The 18,474-nt window shown below is 64.0% G+C and carries 17 protein-coding genes; 9 read left to right on the forward strand and 8 right to left on the reverse strand.

What is annotated here, in order from left to right; all coding sequences use genetic code 11:
* Nucleotides 1-21: 21 nt before the first annotated feature.
* Nucleotides 22-1,260 carry an ABC transporter substrate-binding protein gene (locus tag ACLGL5_RS35470; RefSeq protein ID WP_069093162.1) on the reverse strand — a complete coding sequence of 413 codons (1,239 nt, stop codon included), beginning with the start codon at nt 1,258-1,260 and terminating at the stop codon, nt 22-24.
* A gap of 407 nt (nt 1,261-1,667) precedes the next feature.
* Here ACLGL5_RS35470 and ACLGL5_RS35475 point away from each other — a divergent pair, with 407 nt between their 5' ends.
* Nucleotides 1,668-2,720, forward strand: coding sequence for a LacI family transcriptional regulator (locus ACLGL5_RS35475; RefSeq protein WP_038649755.1), 1,053 nt, complete (start codon nt 1,668-1,670; stop codon nt 2,718-2,720).
* A gap of 51 nt (nt 2,721-2,771) precedes the next feature.
* On the opposite strand, the gene gnd is transcribed toward ACLGL5_RS35475, so the two are convergent.
* The 6 genes from gnd to ACLGL5_RS35505 form a co-directional block, all read right to left on the reverse strand.
* On the reverse strand, nt 2,772-4,199 hold the full coding sequence (gnd, locus tag ACLGL5_RS35480; RefSeq protein ID WP_019861257.1) for an NADP-dependent phosphogluconate dehydrogenase: 1,428 nt from the start codon (nt 4,197-4,199) through the stop codon (nt 2,772-2,774).
* Between the two features lie 165 nt (nt 4,200-4,364).
* Complete coding sequence (locus tag ACLGL5_RS35485; protein WP_083246890.1) at nt 4,365-5,999, reverse strand: copper resistance CopC/CopD family protein; 1,635 nt, start codon at nt 5,997-5,999, stop codon at nt 4,365-4,367.
* A gap of 55 nt (nt 6,000-6,054) precedes the next feature.
* On the reverse strand, nt 6,055-6,573 hold the full coding sequence (locus ACLGL5_RS35490) for a YcnI family copper-binding membrane protein (RefSeq protein WP_038649761.1): 519 nt from the start codon (nt 6,571-6,573) through the stop codon (nt 6,055-6,057).
* A 25-nt stretch (nt 6,574-6,598) separates the two neighbouring features.
* Entirely contained in the window at nt 6,599-7,138 is a 540-nt protein-coding gene (locus ACLGL5_RS35495; protein WP_069093164.1) for a copper chaperone PCu(A)C, read from the reverse strand.
* Nucleotides 7,139-7,235: 97 nt separating this feature from the next.
* Complete coding sequence (locus ACLGL5_RS35500; RefSeq protein WP_038653373.1) at nt 7,236-7,592, reverse strand: DUF2946 family protein; 357 nt, start codon at nt 7,590-7,592, stop codon at nt 7,236-7,238.
* A 122-nt stretch (nt 7,593-7,714) separates the two neighbouring features.
* Nucleotides 7,715-8,617: a GntR family transcriptional regulator gene (locus ACLGL5_RS35505; RefSeq protein WP_019861262.1), complete on the reverse strand. Its 903-nt coding sequence runs from the start codon at nt 8,615-8,617 to the stop codon at nt 7,715-7,717.
* A 253-nt stretch (nt 8,618-8,870) separates the two neighbouring features.
* Here ACLGL5_RS35505 and ACLGL5_RS35510 point away from each other — a divergent pair, with 253 nt between their 5' ends.
* The 6 genes from ACLGL5_RS35510 to ACLGL5_RS35535 all read left to right on the forward strand — a co-directional run bounded on the left by ACLGL5_RS35510 (nt 8,871) and on the right by ACLGL5_RS35535 (nt 16,515).
* Nucleotides 8,871-10,376: a UxaA family hydrolase gene (locus tag ACLGL5_RS35510; RefSeq protein ID WP_019861263.1), complete on the forward strand. Its 1,506-nt coding sequence runs from the start codon at nt 8,871-8,873 to the stop codon at nt 10,374-10,376.
* 62 nt (nt 10,377-10,438) lie between these two features.
* Nucleotides 10,439-11,437 carry an aldo/keto reductase gene (locus ACLGL5_RS35515; protein WP_069093165.1) on the forward strand — a complete coding sequence of 333 codons (999 nt, stop codon included), beginning with the start codon at nt 10,439-10,441 and terminating at the stop codon, nt 11,435-11,437.
* A 331-nt stretch (nt 11,438-11,768) separates the two neighbouring features.
* Entirely contained in the window at nt 11,769-12,764 is a 996-nt protein-coding gene (locus ACLGL5_RS35520; RefSeq protein ID WP_019861265.1) for an ABC transporter substrate-binding protein, read from the forward strand.
* Nucleotides 12,765-12,915: 151 nt separating this feature from the next.
* The gene (locus ACLGL5_RS35525; RefSeq protein ID WP_069093166.1) at nt 12,916-14,469 is read left to right on the forward strand and encodes a sugar ABC transporter ATP-binding protein; all 1,554 of its coding nucleotides are present in this window, start codon (nt 12,916-12,918) and stop codon (nt 14,467-14,469) included.
* Nucleotides 14,466-15,434: an ABC transporter permease gene (locus ACLGL5_RS35530; protein WP_019861267.1), complete on the forward strand. Its 969-nt coding sequence runs from the start codon at nt 14,466-14,468 to the stop codon at nt 15,432-15,434. The genes ACLGL5_RS35525 and ACLGL5_RS35530 overlap by 4 nt, the downstream gene beginning before the upstream one ends.
* A 64-nt stretch (nt 15,435-15,498) precedes the next feature.
* Complete coding sequence (locus ACLGL5_RS35535) at nt 15,499-16,515, forward strand: zinc-binding alcohol dehydrogenase family protein (protein ID WP_069093167.1); 1,017 nt, start codon at nt 15,499-15,501, stop codon at nt 16,513-16,515.
* Nucleotides 16,516-16,530: 15 nt separating this feature from the next.
* On the opposite strand, the gene phnF is transcribed toward ACLGL5_RS35535, so the two are convergent.
* Nucleotides 16,531-17,280, reverse strand: coding sequence for a phosphonate metabolism transcriptional regulator PhnF (gene phnF, locus ACLGL5_RS35540; RefSeq protein WP_494372850.1), 750 nt, complete (start codon nt 17,278-17,280; stop codon nt 16,531-16,533).
* Between the two features lie 121 nt (nt 17,281-17,401).
* On the opposite strand from phnF, the gene phnG reads away from it, so the two are divergent.
* Both phnG and phnH read left to right on the forward strand, forming a co-directional pair.
* A complete protein-coding gene (phnG, locus tag ACLGL5_RS35545; RefSeq protein WP_069093168.1) occupies nt 17,402-17,863 on the forward strand; it encodes a phosphonate C-P lyase system protein PhnG in 462 nt (153 codons plus the stop codon).
* A complete protein-coding gene (gene phnH / locus ACLGL5_RS35550) occupies nt 17,863-18,474 on the forward strand; it encodes a phosphonate C-P lyase system protein PhnH (protein WP_064980921.1) in 612 nt (203 codons plus the stop codon). The genes phnG and phnH overlap by 1 nt, the downstream gene beginning before the upstream one ends.

The raw sequence follows: 18,474 nt of genomic DNA on the forward strand, positions 1-18,474 counted from the left end.
AATGGGACTTTGCCGGCGGTATCAATCCGCCGTGGCGATGATGTCGGCGAAGCGCTTCTGCGCCTCTTCCACGGTCATCTCGGGCTTGGCGAAGAACTCGGAGAACAGGTCCTCCTTCTGCTTTTGGCTGTCTTGCGAAAGCAGCTGATCGGTCCATGGGATGACGGCGCCCTTGGCCAGGATGGCGAGCCCCTTCTTCATGCAGTCATTGGCAGCGTTAAGGTCGACGTCGCCACGCACCGGCAGCGAGCCCTTCTTGAGATTGAAGGCGACCTGGGTCTTGGGATCGAGCAAGGTTTCGGCCAGGACTTCCTGCGCCTTGGACTTGTCGGCATCCTTGAGCACCGGGAAATAGAAGGCATCACCACCCGTGGCGATGACCTCGTTCAGGCCAAGGCCGGGAAGACAGGTATAGTCCTTGCCGGCGGTCTTGCCGGCAACCTGGAACTCGCCCTGCGCCCAGTCACCCATGATCTGGCCGCCGGCCTTGCCGGTGATGACCATGTTGGTGGCCTGGTTCCAGTCCTGCACATTGGTGCTCTTGGCCATCTTGCGCGCATCGTCGGCCGCCTTGAACACCTTGGCGACTTCAGGACCGGCCGCGAACTTGGCGTCCTTGTCCTTGTAGACCTTGAGGAAGGTGTCGGTGCCGCCAACCGCTGCAAGCAGCACGTCGAAGGCGCCGGACGACTGCCAGGCTTGCCCGCCCACCGCCAGCGGGACGATGCCTGCCTTCTCGAGCGCCGGGGCGGCGGCCACATACTCATTCCAGTCCTTTGGCACCGGCACGCCAGCCTTCTGGAAGGCGTCGTTCGAGAGCCACAGCCACTGCCAGGAGTGGATGTTGACTGGCACGCAATAAATCTTGCCGCCGATGGTGCAGCTGTCGAGCAGGCTCTTGGGCCGCACGACCTCTGTCCACTTGCCCTTGGTGGCGACATCGGTCAGGTCGCGCATCAGGCCGGCCTGCACCAGCTCTTCCGCTTGCCGGCCGTGATTGAACTGGGTGGCGCCCATCGGGTCGCCGCCGGTGATCCGGCTGATCATGATCGGCCGTGCCGTGCCGCCGGAGCCGGCAATGGCGCCGTCGACCCAGTGATTGCCGGTGGCGTCGAATGCCTTGGCGAGTTCCGCGACCGCCGCCGCCTCGCCGCCGGAAGTCCACCAATGAGTGACTTCCAGGTCCGTCGCGGTGGCCGGGCCGGCGAACTGCAGCGCGGCCGTGGCCGCAAGGGCAGCGGTCAAAAGTTTGTATCGCATTTCGGTTCCTCCCAGAATCTGAAACGTTACAGATTTTCGATACGGCAATTGCGTGGATGGCGCAACCCCAGGCGTGGAGACCGTTCGATATTTTTTCGAGTCGCGAATAAAATCTATCGACCGGCCTTGCCGTTGTGCGCCGCAATATGAGCAATTGCAGTGCAAAATAAGAAAAGGTCCATGAAAGCCGGCATAGAGCGTCGCCGGGACGGCGTTTCGCTCTGGATTCTCAAGGGAATTCGCGACTCCATGTCGTCCTGCGAATTCGCCCGCCAGCGCAGTGCGATTGGCAATCTGTAACGTTTCAGTATATTGACGGATTGCCGGGCTTGAAATCATGCGACGCCGCCAATCACGGCGATTGCCGACCCGGCCTGCGGCTGCTATGCGCCTGACGGGCGGGACGAATGGACAGACGGCATACGGAAAAGAACGAGGAAGCGTCGGCGCAAGAGCGGCCAACGCTGAAGACGCTTGCCTTCATGACCGGGCTCGGCGTCACCACCGTGTCGCGCGCCTTGAAGGATGCCCCTGAGATCGGCGCCGAAACCAGGCGCCGCGTCCAGCTCGTCGCCAAGCAGATCGGCTACCGCCCGAACCGCGCCGGCGTCAGGCTCAGAACCGGCAAGACCAATGTCATCAGCCTCGTGCTCAACACCGACCGCGAGATCATGAGCTTCGTCTCAGACATCATCTATGGCGTCTCGGAAGTCATTGCCGACACGCCCTACCACCTGATCGTCACGCCCTATTCGCGCTCGCAGGATCCACTCGACCCGATACGCTACCTGGTCGAGACCGGTTCCGCCGACGGCGTCATCATTTCACGCACGCAGCCGAACGATGCCAGGGCCCGCTATATGCTGGAGCATGGCATTCCCTTTGCCACGCATGGCCGCACCGATATGGGGCTGGTCCACCCCTATCATGATTTCGACAATCATGCCTTCGCGGTCGAAGCCGTACGGCGCCTTGCGAGCATGGGACGCCGCAAGCTCGCCTTGCTGACGCCACCCGTCGGCCTGACCTATTACGGCCATACGGTCAACGGCTTTGCCGATGCGCTGAGCGAGGTCGGCGCCAGCGAGATCCCGTTCAGTACCGTATCGATCGACCATTCGATCGAGCAGATCCGGACGAGGACCGCGCAACTGATGCGCCGCGACATCAGGCCGGACGGCTTTGTCAGCAGCGCCGCCGCCGCCACGCTTGCGCTCGTCGCCGGCATCGAGGATGCCGGCCTCAAGCTTGGCCGCGACGTCGACATCGTCTCCAAGCAATCATCGGACCTTTTGCATCTGTTCAGGCCCGAACTGCTGATCGTCAACGAGAACTTCCGGCTGGCGGGCTCGGAGCTCGCCCGCTCCGTGCTCGGCTGGATCGGCGGCGCCGCACCCGGCTCGCTGCAAAGTCTCAGCGTGCCGGGCGAGGTTCTGGCCTACCAGCGCGCTGACGACTGAGCTAGACGCAATTCCAGACGGAAAACCGCTCACACTTTTCCTGGAATTGCTCTAACCCGCCGCGCCGCTGCCCCACGGACCGTGGAAGGCACCCTGCTCGCCGATGCGTTCGAAGCCATGCGCGCCGAAGAAGTCACGCTGCGCCTGGATCAGGTTCGAGGTGCCGCGGCCCTGGCGATAGCTGTCGAAATAGGCAAGTGCCGAAGACAGCGCCGGCACCGGCGCGCCGGCCTCGGAAGCCCTCGCCACGATGCGCCGCAGCGACGGATGCGCTTCCTGCATCAAGCTGATGAAAGCCGGCGCCATCAAAAGATTGGTCGAAGCGCCGCCGCTGCTGAAGGCCTCGGCCATCGTATCCAGCATCTGCGAGCGGATGATACAGCCGGCGCGCCAGATCCTGGCGATGGTCGGCATCGGCAGGTTCCAGTTGAACTCCTTCGAGGCGCCGCTCATCACCGCGAAACCCTGAGCGTAAGCCGCGATCTTGCCGGCGAAAAGCGCCAGTTCGAGATCTTTCAGCAGCGCATCCTTGTCGCCGGAAATCTTCGACACGCCGATAGCGCCATAGGCCTGTTCCGCCGCCAGCCGCTCGTCCTTGATCGACGACAGAACACGGGCCGCCACGGCCGCCTCGATCGCGGTCGCCGGAATGCCGAGTTGCTGCGCCTCGATGACCGACCATTTGCCGGTGCCCTTCTGGCCTGCCCGGTCGAGGATGATGTCGACAACCGGCTTGCCGGTCTTGGGATCGTCGGCGGCAAGCACCTTGGCGGTGATCTCGATCAGGTAGGAGTTGAGCCGGCCCTTGTTCCAGTTGGAGAACACCGTGCCGATGTCCTTCGGCCCCATGCCGAGGCCATCACGCAAGATGCCGTAGATCTCGGCGATCATCTGCATGTCGGCATATTCGATGCCGTTGTGGATGGTCTTGACGAAGTGGCCGGCGCCATCGGTGCCGAGCCAGGCGGCACAGGGCTCGTCCTTGAACTTTGCGGAGATGGCGGTCAGCACCTTCTCGACACGCTTCCAGCTATCTTCCGTGCCGCCGACCATGATCGACGGGCCGTGGCGCGCGCCCTCCTCGCCGCCGGACACGCCCATGCCGATGAAGGTCAGGCCCGAGCCGGACAGTTCGGAGAAGCGCCGCATCGTATCGCGAAAATTGGCGTTGCCGGCATCGATGACGATGTCGTTGTTGGACAGCACGCCGCGCAAGGCTTCGATCTGTTCATCCACCGGCTTGCCGGCCAGCACCATGATGATGATCGGGCGCGGCGGCCGGATCGCGGCGGCAAGTTCTTCCAGACTGTAGCAGGGCACAACCATGTCCTTCAGCGCGCCGGCATTCTCGACGAAGGCGTCGGTGCGTGCCCTTGTGCGGTTGAAGACGGCGATGCGGTGCCCGTGCTCGGCGATGTTCAGCGCCAGGTTGGAGCCCATCGTACCAAGGCCGATCAGGCCGATTTCGGCTTTTTCCATCGTTTCTTCCCTGCTTTCGGATCTTGTTGGTTGGAGCCCGCAATTTTGCCGGATGCCCGTTCTTCCCGGGATGATTGACGGGCCTTTCGGGCCGCGTCAACCGCCTCGCCGAATTGTGTTGCAGTTGCACAATGCAAGCCGTTCGACAACGATCCCATCTGTCGGTTACGGCCGGACGTCCACAGGCGCTTCGATCTTCACCATCTTGAAATCCGAGACCAGGATGTCGATGCGCACCGTCCAGCGCCCGGGAACCGGAATGACGAGGTTGTCGACACGCCAGCTGCCGTCGCCGGGCTTGGTCGCCGCGCGCTTCAGCGGCTCGATGCCTGAATCGGGCTTCGACAGCACCAGCGTCACCTCCTTGGCGTCGAGTGGCCCGAAATCACCGGTCATGATGATCATCGAGGCGGCGACAGGCCCGGCATGACCTGGCGTGATGCTGAGATCGGCCATCGCCTCCAACGCGTGGATGTGGACCGAGACCGGCTGCGCCGCCGCGATCGCCAGGACCCGTGGCGGCGGCGTGAAGCGCCAGCCCGCGGCAACGCCGAAGATCGCCAGCACGATCAGCATTTCAACACCGATCGAGCGGGTGAGCCTGCGCTGCACCTCCGTGGCGCCCGCCTCGGCGGAAGCAGTGAGTTTCCAGCGATTGACCGCGGCCAACGTGAACAGGAAGACCAGCAGCGCCAGCTTGACCAGCAGCAGCCGGCCATAGGCGGTGCCGGCCAGCGCCGAGGGCGTCTGCACCTGGATGACGGCAAGCACGATGCCGGCCGCGGCAAGCACGGCCACCACAGGCAGGATCGCGCAGGAGAAGCGGCGCAGGAAGGCGACGGCGCCAGCCGTCTGGCGCTTCAGCGCGAGACCTAGCGGCATCAGCGCGCCGGCCCAGAAGGCAATGCCGATACCGTGCACGAACACCAGCGGCCGCGTCAGCCATTGCGGTTCGGCCGCGCTGGCGTGGCCGCTGGCGGCAAGCGCGACGCCGACGCCAGCCAGGCCGGCGAGCGCCAATGGCCTGGCGAGCACACGCGGTCCGGCCAGCGACAGCAAACCGAGCCCCAGCGCGGTCAGGGCGGCCAGCACCGTCCAGCCGAAGGAGGTGCCCAGCCCGGTCCGCCAGATCACCGGCTGTGCCAGATGGGAGAGCGGCGCTCCGAGCGCGTCGAGCCCCTGAAAGCCGAGCGACAGGGGTGCCGCCACCAGGCCGCACAGGATCGCGGCCGTGACAAAACGCTGACCGGCACGTCCCTCACCGGCCAGCCAGGCAAGGGCGAAGGCGCCGCCGACACCGAGGAAAAGACCGATGTAAAGAAAGACCTTGCCGATCCAGATCGCCGACCGCGACGGCCAGTCGACGGCTTCGGACACGACGGGCGGCTCGGTCGGCGCACCGATGGAAAACAGCAGCGAGCCGCCGACCGGATGGCCGTCGGCGGAAATGACGCGCCAGCTCAGCACATGCGTGCCGGATTTGAGCGCTTGCGGATTGTCGATCTCGAGCGTCTGGTCGGTGAGGCGGAAGGATGTCAGCGCAACCGGAGTGCCGTCCGGCTTCACCAGCGTCAGCACCAAGGGCGAAACCGGTTCGCTGAAGGTCAGCGAGAACTGGGTTGGCGTCTGGGCCAGCACGGCACCGTCGGCCGGGTCGGTCTTGATCAGCGCGGCATGGGCAAAAGCCTGACTGGTCGAGGCCATGACGACAAGCGCCATGAGCAAGCCCAACAGCCCGCCGGCAATCCGGCCGACGCGCTTGCTGTTGGTATCGACCATCCGAGAGGGTATTGCGGTCATGCCATGCCACGAGGATGCGGCGCGCTCCGGCAAGCAGAGCGCGCCAAGGGAGAACCTATTTCTTCGGTGTGAGCTTGATGCCGGGCGCCGGGGTCTCCAGCGTGTCTTCATCTTGCCCCGCCGCCGGGATCTCGATCCAGCGGTCGACGGCATCGCCGCATTCCTGGACCACCGGGAAATAGAGCTTTTGGCCGACGGGCAGGTCCGCCGTCAGCATGGCCCGAAAGACGAACTCGTCGTAGAATTCATCCGGCAGATTGCCGCCGCTCCAGTCGACTTCCTTGACGCCGTCGGTCACCGCCTGGCCATAGAGCTGATAGGATTTTTCATATTTGCCCTTCTTGGTCTGCAGCGTCCAGCCGGGTTTCGGCATCGGCTTCACTGCGATCACCCCTTCCGGAATCTGCACCCGCACGGCGGTCGTCGCTTTGCCGTCGCAACCATGCGGCACCCGCAGCACTGCCTTGTAAGTCGAGCCGACCGCCGCCTCCTGGGTTTCGAGCGTGATGTGCGCGAAGGCGGCATTTGTCCCCAGCACCAGAAGTGCTGCCGCCGACAAAAGATACTTGTTCATGATGCCCCTCGGTACTATGGCCAGTTCAATCGTTGTCTTCTTGAGGCGCCGCGCTGCCCATGGCCTGCACGGCGAATTTGATCGTCACCGTCCCGGCCTTTTCGAAGGTCAGCGTGGCGGCGAACATCTCGCCTTGCTTGGGTGGCTGCTTCAAATCCATGAACATCACGTGATAGCTGCCGGGACCCAAAACGACCTTGCCGCCGGCTGGAATCTCCAGGCCGCCGACAACGGGCCGCATGGTCATGACGCCGTCCTTGACGCCCATCTCATGCAGCTCGGCCTTTTCGGAGATATCGGAGGAAATCGACAGCAGCCGGTCCGGCGCGCTGCCGTTGTTTGTAATGGTAAAATAGCCGCCGGCCACCTTGGCGCTGGCCGGCGTGGCGCGTGACCAGGGGTGGCCGATCTCGATATCGCCGACCTTGAACTCATGCGCCAGGACGGATTGAGCGCCGGCGAGCATGATCGCCAAAGCAAGCACGGCAGTGCCGAGACGCTCCTGGACGTGGGACAGAATGCGGCTGAACAGAGTGCCCGCCGCTATATCGGAAAAATGGGACATGGTTGCTCCATGAAGTGATGATCGCGCCGTCACCGGTCGCGAGCTGTTTGGTCGTTGGATGGGTGCGCCCACGAAAGGTTCCGCTGGGCGAGCAAGCTCAGGCCGCCAGCGGCGGCGCGCGCGGGTTCGACGGCGAGCGTTCACGCGCGAAGCCGAGGTAAATGCTCGCCGGAAAAACGAAGGCGACCGCTTCAAACGAAAGGCTGGCCACGGCCAGCCCGGCGTCGGGCGGCGGCGCAAACGCGGATGAAAACATGCTGCAGCCAAGCGTGCAGCAGGCCGGCAGATGCGATGGGTGCTGGTCACCGCCGGGAAGCTGGGTGGCACCGTCGCGGGTACAGATGACATTGCCGAAGGCGTCGAGTTGCGCGGCATTCGGCCCGGTAGCGAAAGCGAAGGCGCCGAGCGTCGACTGGAGCAGCAGCAGGCAGGCCGCGACAAGCGCGGTCGGCAAGCTCCAGCGTTTGCCCCGGCGGTTCAAGCCATCTGCCTCTTCAAGCAACTCCTGGAAGGATACCTATCATGGCAGCGGCAGGTCGAAAATCGCCAATTCGATGCTGCGGCAACGCGGCGCGATCAGGATTTCTGCAAGGACCGGCTTTCGGGGATGGAGGTCAAAAGCGTCTGGCGCGCCGACTTCAGGTGCTTGCGGCAGGCGGCGTCGACCTTGCCGAGGTCGCGCGATTTGAGCGCCTCGATATAGGCAAGGTGCTCGCCGACCGCGACTTCGTTGCGCTCGCGCTCCTGCGCCTTGTTCCACTGGTAGTGGTAATGGAAGATCATGGCGATGACGTCGTAGAAATCGACGATGAAACGGTTGTGCGAGGCCCGGTGGATGAGCCGGTGGAAGCGCTCGTCCAGCTCGGAAAACGCGTTGAAGCGCGTGGCGATCTCTTGTGCCAGCAGGCGATGTTCGTCCTCCAGGCGGTCGAGATCGGCCCAGACCGGGCTGTCCTGCGGCAGGGCGGCGAAGGCAGCCGCCGAACGCAGTTCGAACATCTCGCGGATCTCGGTCAGTTCGAGCGCGAAAGCCCGCGTAAAACCCTTCAGCACCCAATGGCTGTTGCGGCGCTTCTCGATCAGGCCGAAGCGCGAGAAGCGGATCAGGAACTCGCGCACGCTGGTGGTGCCGACACCAATCTCGCGCGCCAGTTCAAGCTCGTTGATCTGCATGCCGGCCTCGGCGCCGCCGGCGAGCAGGCGCCGCATGAACGACCGCTCGATGATCTCGGCCAGTGTGTCTGTCTCTTCCTCAGGGAAAAAATCGTCGGGTCGCGGATCGCGCAGCACCGTCTTGGCACGCTTGTTCCAGGCGATCAGGCCGGTTTCCTCCATGCGCGCCAGGATGCTGCGCACGGTCGTGCGGCTGACGCCGAGCAGCGTGCCCAGTTCCGGTTCCGACGGCAGGCTGCGCGTTTCGTCGAGCAGCCGGAGGCACCTGTTATAGGCGTCCTTGTAGACGTTGTTGCTCTTGGACATCCCCTGACCCATTCATGCCAGCGCTTGCGACGGCCGGCTTGAAGCGCAATATGACGTTCCCATGACCCTGGAAAGCAGGAATTGCTTTCACCAGGGCACGGTCCATTGTTTGCAGCACCGCCGCTAGCCAGAGGCGTGCGGAGCGCCTGCGAAAAAACAATTGACGCAAAACTGTTTTTTCACGATAAAAGACATTAACTCTTAACAAGCGCGTGTCAATCCGCGCATCCCAGGATCACCCAGGAAACCGCCCGTGAACGTCTCGAACACCATTCTTCTGTCCTCCGCCGACAATGTCGCCGTTGCCAATGGCCGCATCGAGATCGGCACGGCCCTGCCGGGCGGCGCGCTTGCCACCGCCGTTATCGAGCCCGGCCACAAGGTGGCGATCAAGCCGATTGCCGCCGGTGAAGCCGTGGTCAAATACGCCCAGGCGATCGGCCGCGCCACACAGGACATCGCACCGGGCGAGCATGTCCATTCGCACAATCTGGTGTTCGAGGCCGGCCGCCTGCCGGTGGTGCCGCCGAGCGAGGCCGAGCACGCGACAACGGCCGACCGCGCCCGCACCTTCATGGGGTATCGCCGCGCCGATGGCCGCGCCGGCACGCGCAACTTCATCGGCATCATCGCCAGCGTCAATTGCTCGGCCACGGTCTGCCATTCCATCGCCGACACCGCCAACCGGACCTTGCTGCCGAAATATCCCGGCATCGACGGTTTCGTGCCGATCGTCCACGGTCAGGGCTGCGGCATGAGCGGCACTGGCGACGGCATGATGGTGCTGCATCGCACGCTTGCCGGCTATGCCCGCCACCCGAATTTCGGCGGCGTGCTGATGGTCGGCCTGGGGTGCGAGGTCAACCAGCTCACCCTCTATGGCCAGAAGGGTGCCGCCGCCGGCAAACGCCATTTCAACATCCAGGACGCCGGCGGGTCGCGCAAATCGGTGGAAAAGGCGATGGGCGTGCTGGCCGAAATCGCCGAGGAAGTCGGTCAGTTGAAGCGCGAGCCGATTCCGGTCAGCGAGATCGTCGTCGGCCTGCAGTGCGGCGGCTCCGACGGCATGTCGGGCATCACCGCCAATCCGGCGCTGGGGGCGGCCGTCGACATTCTGGCCGGCGTCGGCGGCATCGGCATCCTCTCCGAGACCACGGAAATCTACGGCGCCGAGCATCTGCTCGCCTACCGCGCGGCGACGCCCGAGATCGCCAAGAAGCTCGACGGCTATGTGAAGTGGTGGGAAGATCACGTCGCCAAGCATGGCGCCTCGATCGACAACAACCCCTCGCCCGGCAACAAGCGCGGCGGCCTCACCACCATCCTGGAAAAGTCGCTCGGCGCGGTCGCCAAGGGCGGCCAGACGCCGCTCAATGGCGTGTTCGGCTATGCCGAGAAAGTCACCGGCAGCGGACTGGTGTTCATGGACACGCCCGGCTACGACCCGGTTTCGGCCACCGGCCAGGTCGCGGGCGGCGCCAACGTCATTGTCTTCACCACCGGCCGAGGCTCTTGCTTCGGCTGCCGGCCGACACCGTCGATCAAGGTCGCCACCAACTCGACCATGTATCACCAGATGGAAGAGGACATGGACGTCAATTGCGGCGTCATCGCCTCGGGCGAAAAGACCATCGCCGGCATGGGCCGCGAGATCTTCGAACTCATCGTTGAGACGGCTTCCGGCCGCAAGACCAAGAGCGAGGATTTTGGCTATGGCGACAACGAGTTCGTGCCCTGGCATCTCGGCGCGACGCTCTGAATTCAACTGAAATGTGGTAGATCTGCCAGGCTGGACAGCGGCCGGCGACGGGGAGGGTTTGCATGGAAAAACGCCGCATCGGCAAGACGGCGCTCGAGGTCACCGAAGTCAGCTTCGGCGGCGCCGCGATCGGCGGCCTGTACCGCGCCTGTCCACGCGAGGCGGCGATGGAAACGCTGCAAGGCGCCTGGGACGCGGGCCTGCGCTATTTCGACACCGCGCCCTTCTATGGTTTCGGCCTGTCGGAACGCCGCTTCGGCGACTTCCTGCGCTATAAGCCGCGCGATTCCTACGTGCTGTCCACCAAGGTCGGACGCCTGTTCCGCCCGGTGCCTGAAGACCAGGTGCCCGATCACTCTTATGTCGATCCGCTGCCCTTCGCGCTCGATTACGATTATTCCTATGACGGCATCATGCGGTCGGTCGACTTCAGCTATGCGCGGCTTGGGCTGAACAAGATCGATATCCTGTATGTGCACGACATTGGCGCCTACACGCATGGCGTCGAGAAGAACAAGCTGCACTTTCGCCAGTTGATGGATGGCGGGCTTAAGGCGCTCGAGGAGTTGAAGCGGGCCGGCACGATTTCCGCCTACGGCCTCGGCGTCAACGAAGTCCAGATCTGCCTCGACGTGATGCGTCGGGCGCCGCTCGACTGCATCCTGCTCGCCAGCCGCTATTCCTTGCTCGACCGCAGCGCCGAAGCCGAACTGCTGCCGCTGTGCCGGGAGCAGCAGACATCGCTGGTGATCGGCGGCGTCTTCAACTCCGGCATACTGGCGACCGGGCCGGTGCAAGGCGCGCATTTCGACTACCAGCCCGCCAGCCGCGATATGCTCGATCGGGTCGACGCCATGGAGAAGATCGCCGGCGAAGGCGGTTACCCGCTGGCGGCCGCCGCCTTTCAGTTTCCCCTGCACGAGCCGACGGTCGCCACCGTGCTGACCGGCACCGCCAAACTGGCAAACCTGACACGTAACCTCGAACTGCTCGACACCAACGTGGCGGGGACGGAATACGCCAGATATCGTCCCTACACGGTGGTGCAGAGCCTGGCGTGAAGCCGGCGTCCACCAGCCCTTGACGGGAGAGGCTCGACTTCACAAATGCGCGACTCCGCGGAAAGAATGAATGTTCCATATTGACTAATACATGGAATTAATATTCCATGGTTTCACTAAACGGGAGCGTTCGGCTGCGTCCAGGGAGGAGCAGCGCGTGAATGTGTCCGTGCCTGACATGGGAATCAGGTGCGAAACACCGCTTGCATCGTCCAGATCGATGCACTATCAAAACAGCGTAAATGTTTTTTATTGATAAAGTTCTGTTTGGGCCACGCCTATCCGAACGGAGCTTCCGTAACGTTCACCGGGCGACTTAGGGAGGAATCCTATGAAATTCGTGACCAGCATTCTCAACCGCCGCGCCGTCATGGCCCTGGCAGCAGCGTCGATGCTCGCCGGCGTCATGCACTCGGCGCCGGTTTCGGCGGCGGATGTGACTATTCCGATCATCGTCAAGGACACCACGTCCTTCTACTGGCAGATCGTGCTCGCCGGCGCCCGCAAGGCCGGCAAGGATCTCGGCGTCAACGTGCCGGAACTCGGCGCCCAGGCTGAAACCGACGTGAACGGCCAGATCTCTATCCTCGAGAACGCCGTCGCCGGCAACCCGGCCGCCGTCGTCATCGCGCCGACCGAAGCCAAGGCGCTCGGCAAGCCGATCGACGAGGCAGCGGCCAAGGTCAAGGTCATCGGCATCGACTCCGGCGCCGACTCCAAGGCCTTCACCTCGTTCCTGACCACCGACAACGTCCAGGGCGGCCGCGTCGCCGCGGACGGTCTTGCAGCAGCCATCGGTGCGGCCAATGGCGGCAAGGTCGAAGGCAAGGTTGCCCTGATCACCGCACTGCCTGGCGCCGGCTCGCTCGAGCAGCGCGCCCAGGGCTTCAAGGAACAGCTCAAGGCCAAGTATCCCGGCCTCGAACTGATCGCCGACAAATATGCCGACGGTCAGGCCACCACCGGCCTCAACATCGCGACCGACCTGATCACCGCCAATCCGGATCTGAAGGGCATCTTCGCCTCCAACCTGATCATGGCGCAGGGCGTCGGCCAGGCGATCGCCGAGAACAAGCTTGCCGGCAAGGTCGGCCTGATCGGCTTCGACAGCGACGAGAAGCTGATCAAGTTCCTGAATGACGGCGTCATTTCCGGCCTCGTCGTCCAGGACCCCTACCGGATGGGCTATGACGGCATCAAGACCGCGCTCGCCGCCTCGAAGGGCGAGAAGGTCGAGGCCAATGTCGACACCGGCGCCAACCTCGTCACCAAGGCGAATATGAAAGAACCCAAGATCGACGCGCTGCTCAACCCGAAGCTCAACTGAGGCGCAACCGCACAGTTTCCGGGGCCTCGCGCCCCGGAAACGACAGTCATATCGCTTGGAAATCCGCCAGCCTGGGCTAGGTTGCTCTGGATGGCATTTCAAAGCCTCGCCGCATGCCAAATCGTGAGGCCAATCTGGGAGGAGGATTGTCATGACATCGACGGCGCAAGAGCTGCACCCCGCCCCTGTGCTCGAGCCCGGCAGGACGATCCTCGAACTGCGTGGCCTCGAGAAGAAATATCCGGGCACCCATGCGCTGAAGCCGGTGACGCTGGCCTTCAAGTCGGGCGAAATCCACGCCATCGTCGGCGAGAACGGTGCCGGCAAATCCACTCTGATCAAGCTTCTGACCGGCGTCATGCCGCGTACCTCCGGCGATGTCATCTGGGAAGGCAAGCCCGCGCCGCTGGCGACCCCGCATGAGGCGATGGCGCTCGGCATCAACGCCGTGCACCAGGAAGTCGTGCTTTGCCGGCATTTGACGGTTGCCGCCAACATGTTCCTCGGCGAGGAGAATTCGCGCTTCGGCATCCTGCAGCAGCGCGCCATGGTCAAGGAAGCGCAGAAGATCATCGACGATCTTGGCTTCGATCTGCCGGCGCATGTCGTGCTCGGCGACCTCACCATCGGCCAGCAGCAGCTGATCGCCGCCGCCCGCGCCACCGTGCGTGGTACCAAATTCCTGATCTTCGACGAGCCGACCGCCTACCTCACCCGCAAGGAGGCCGACCAGCTCTTCACCCTGATCCGCCGCCTGAAGTCCGAGGGCGTGACCATCATCTACATCAGCCACCGCATGGAGGAAGTCTTCGAGCTCGCCGATCGCGTCTCCGTGCTGCGCGACGGCACGCTGGTCGGCACCAGAAACATCGCCGAGACCAACGATGCCGAACTGGTCAAGCTGATGATCAACCGCTCGATCGAGCAGGTCTATCACAAGGAGCACTTCACGCCGGGTGTCGCGATCGTGGAAACCAGGAACCTGTCGGGCAAGGGCTTCGAAAATGTCTCGATGACGGTCCGCGCCGGCGAGATCGTCGGGCTCTACGGGCTGATCGGCGCCGGGCGCAGCGAATTCGTCACCACGCTCTACGGCCGCCATCGCAAATCGGCCGGCCAGATCCTGTGGGAAGGCAAGCCGGTCCAGGTCAATTCGGAGCATGACGCGATCAAGCTCGGCATGGCGCTGGCGCCGGAAAGCCGCCGCGACCAGGGCCTTTGCCTCAATTTGCCGGTCGGCCTCAATCTCAACCTGCCGATCTACAAGCGCATCTCCAAAAACATGTTGATCTCCGGCGCGCAGGAGAAGACCCAGGCCGACCGCCAGATCGCCGATCTCCGCATCAAGACGCCGACACGCCACGCGCTGGCCTCCAGCCTGTCGGGCGGCAATCAGCAGAAGATCGTCATCGGCAAATGGCTGGCGCATGGCGCCAAGCTGTTCATCTTCGACGAGCCGACAGTCGGCGTCGATGTCGGCACCAAGGCCGAGATCTACCGGCTGTTCGGCGCGCTCTTGTCGAAGGGCGCCGGCATCATCCTGATCTCGTCCTATCTGCCGGAAGTCTATGAGCTGGCCGACACGCTGCATGTGTTCCGCCGCGGCAAGCTGGTGGCGACACACGGATTCCGCACCGCCGATCACGAGGAAATTCTCACACAGGCGCTCGCCGAGAAACAAGAAAAGCTGGGAGGAAAGATATGAGCACCGAGGCGATTCCTGCCGAAAAACCCAAGCGCAATTACAACGCCCTGTTCGGGCTGACGCTGCTGGCGCTGCTGGTGCTGCTCTGGGTCATCCTGTCGCTGTCGACATCGAGCTTCGCCTCGGCCAACAACATTTCGAACCTTCTGCGTCAGGGTTCGATGATCGCCATCCTGGCGGTCGGCCAGACCTTCGTCATCATCACCGGCGGCATCGATCTGTCCGTCGGTGCGGTGGTCGGCTTCGCCACCGTCATTGCGGCGATGCTGATCAATGCCGGCATACCCGTCTTCCTTGCCATCCTGATCACGCTGCTGGTCGGCGTTGCCATCGGCCTGTTCCACGGCTTCGGCATCGTCAAGATGGGCCTGCCGCCCTTCATCATCACGCTGGCGACGCTGACCTCGCTGCGCGGCATCGGCCTTCTGATGACCAACGGCAACTCGATCTCCATCAACAATGATGCCTTCCAGGAATTCTCGCGCAACTCCTTCCTCGGCGTGCCCAATCTGTTCTGGATGGTGATCCTGGTCGGCATCCCGGCCTACATCTTCCTGCATCACAGCCGCTGGGGCCGCTATCTCTTCTCGGTCGGCTCCAACGCCGAGGCGTCGCGCCTCTCCGGCGTCAATGTCCAGCGCACCATCTACATGGCCTACACGCTGTCGGGCCTGTGCGCGGCCTTTGTCGGCGTGCTCCTGGCCTCGCGCATCGGCATCGGCAACCCGACCCAGGCCGAGGGCTGGGAACTGCAGGCGATCGCGTCCTCGGTCATCGGCGGCACTTCGCTGTTCGGCGCGGTCGGCTCGGTGCACGGCCCGCTGCTCGGCGCCTTCATTCTCGCCACCATCAACAACGGCGCCAACTTGCTCAACGTCAACGCCTTCTGGCAGCGCATCATCACCGGCGTGCTGATCATCGTCATCGTCTATTTCGACGGTCTGCGCCGCCGCGGCGGCAAGTGACCACTGCTGAAATCGATCTCCGGCCCGGCATGAAGACGGGTCGGAAACCCAACTGGACTGAAACATGAAAGCCGTTATCTGCCGCTCGCCCGGGGAGCTCGTCCTGGAAGATCGCCCCGCGCCCGGTGCCCCCCCTGCCGGCTGGGCACTGGTCGCGGTCAGCCATGTCGGCATCTGCGGCACTGACTACCACATTTTCGAGGGCAAGCACCCGTTCCTCGCCTACCCCCGCATCATGGGCCATGAAGTCTCCGGCACCGTCATCGAGACTGGCGAGGGCGTCGACCTTGCCATTGGCGAACCGGTCGTCATCAACCCCTACCTCTCCTGCGGCAAGTGCATCGCCTGCCGGCATGGCAAGCCGAATTGCTGCGTCAAGATCGAGGTGCTCGGCGTCCATCGCGACGGCGCGATGTGCGAACGCATTCTTGTCCCGGCGCAGAATCTCTATCCGGCCAATGGCCTGTCGCTGGCCGACGCAGCCGCCGTCGAATTCCTGGCCATCGGCGCGCACGCCGTACGTCGCGCCCGCGCCGATCCCGGCGCCCGCGCGCTGGTCATCGGCGCCGGCCCGATCGGGCTCGGCAACGCCATCTTCGCCCGCATCGCCGGGCTCGACGTGACACTGCTCGACATGAGCAGTGAACGCCTCGCTTTCGCCGAAAACGAACTTGGTTTCAGTATCCTCGACGGCTCGCGCGGAGCGGTGCCGGACCTGGTCAAGGAAGCGACATCAGGCGAAGGCTTCGACGTGGTCTTCGACGCCACCGGCAACACCCGGTCGGTGCAGTCGGCCTTCGCCCATGTCGCGCATGGCGGCACACTGGTGCTCGTCAGCGTCGTCAAGGACGACATCGTCTTCTCCGATCCGGAATTCCACAAACGCGAAATGACGCTGGTCGGCAGCCGCAATGCCTTGCGTGCCGATTTCGATCATGTCGCGGCCTCGATCCGCAACGGCGCCGTGCCCCTGGCCAAGCTCGTCACCCACCGCACCACGCTTGCCGATACGCCGGGCGATCTCGCCCGCTGGGCGCACGAGAAATCCGGCCTGATCAAAGCGGTGATCGAGGTCGCATAGTCGGCAGAATCCGGCTCACAGCGCCGACAGCTTCAGTTCCACCCGTTCCGCCGGAAAGCGCAACTCCGAAAACTGGATCGGTCGGCCGTCCGGCGTGATGTTGACGGCCACCGTGACCAGCACGATGGCGCCTGGCTGAAGGTCGAGGTCGGCGAGATCGGCCGCATCGGCATGGCGCGCCGACAGCACGGTCGACTGCCTGAGATAATCGTCTATGCCGAAGCGGGCCAGCGATGCGGTGATCGAGCCAGTCTCTGCCATCGCCTTGTCGATGCCGGCAAAGCGCCTGGCATCGAACCAGCCGGCAGCGCGCGACACAGGCCGTCCATCGGCTTCACCGCGTGTCTCCAATCTGATCACCTCGGTCGCCCTGGCCAGTCCAAGACCCTCGGCGACACGCTGACTGGCCGGCTCGACCGATGAGGAAAGCAGCACGATGTGGCGTTCCGAGGTCTGCCCCTGCAGGCCTGTTGAAAAGCGTGTGCGCGCGCCGATCGGATAGGACAGCCGCTTGCGCGACAGCACGAAGGTGCCACGCCCCTGCTCTGCCCGCAGCACTCCTTCCTGCACAAGTGCGGATATGGCGCTGCGCACCGTGTGACGGTTGACGCCATAACGCTCGGCGAGCGTCACCTCCGGCGGCAGCGCGGCATTCTCGGCGAAATCGCCGGTGGCGATCGCCTGCAGGATCCTGTCGGCGATCTGCCGCCACAGCGAGACTCCGCTGCGCCGCTCGATACTGTCGGCTTCCTGTCGCCCGATCATGAATTGCCCCCGGCCATCTATCCCCTGTCATCCACCCGTCATGGACTCGCGTTAGGTAATATGTATAATTTGTATAGTTGTCTATATCAATAGACAAATTTAGCAAAGAGGAATACTGCCGATGCGAGGACAGGAAGCCCGCGACCAGGCCGAGCGCAAGGCCGCCATGGCGACGCTGGCGCAATCGAGTGGCGACGACATCGTCCGGTTCTGGAACAAAGCTGGCCTGCCTTCGCAGGCCGAGCTGCTGCGCGGCCCCGAGACCGGGCTGGTGACGCTGCGCGGCCGCATCGGCGGCGGCGGCGCGCCGTTTAATGTCGGCGAGGCGACCGTCACCCGCGCCACCGTCAGGCTACCGTCCGGACAGGTCGGCCATTGCTACGCGCTTGGCCGCGACAAGCAGAAGGCGAAGCTCGCGGCGATCGCCGACGCGCTCTGGCAGGACCCTGCCCGCCGGACCGAGGTCGAGACCAGGCTGATCGGGCCTTTGAGGTCGGCGCTCGCCACTGCCCAGGAAAAACGCCGTGCCGAGACGGCGGCAACGAAGGTGGATTTCTTCACCATGGTTCGCGGAGAAGACTGATGGATATCGCAGCGCAATCGATCGAGGGCGGCTTTGCCGATCCGGTGTTCAACGCCCAGACGGTGTTTCGCGCGGTCATGGACGCGATGGCACGGCCGGGCAGCGTGCAGCCTTTGCCGGCCCTGGCCCGCCCGCCGGCGCCGCTCTCGGCAACCGCCGGCGCCGTGGCACTGGCGCTATGCGACAACGACACGCCGCTCTGGCTCGACCCCGCCTTGCACGTCTCCGCCGCGATCGGTTCCTGGCTTGGTTTCCACACCGGCGCGCCGCTGGCCAACACGCCTGCCGACGCGCATTTCGCCTTTGTCGCCACGCCGGCCGAGATGATGGCGCTCGACGGCTTTGCGCAGGGAACGCAGGACTATCCCGACCGGTCGACCACCCTGATCCTGCAGGTCAGCGACCTCACCTCAGGCACTCCGTTGCTGCTGGAAGGGCCTGGCATCGAAACCAGCGCCACGATCGCGCCGGCGCAGATGCCGCGTCATTTCATCGAGCAGTGGAAGCAGAATATCCAGCGCTTTCCGCGCGGCGTCGACATCATCCTCGCCACCGCTGAAGGCATAGCCTGCCTGCCGCGCACCACGCGCATCAAGACGATGGAGGCATAG

The organism is Mesorhizobium sp. U510 (assembly GCF_059180695.1).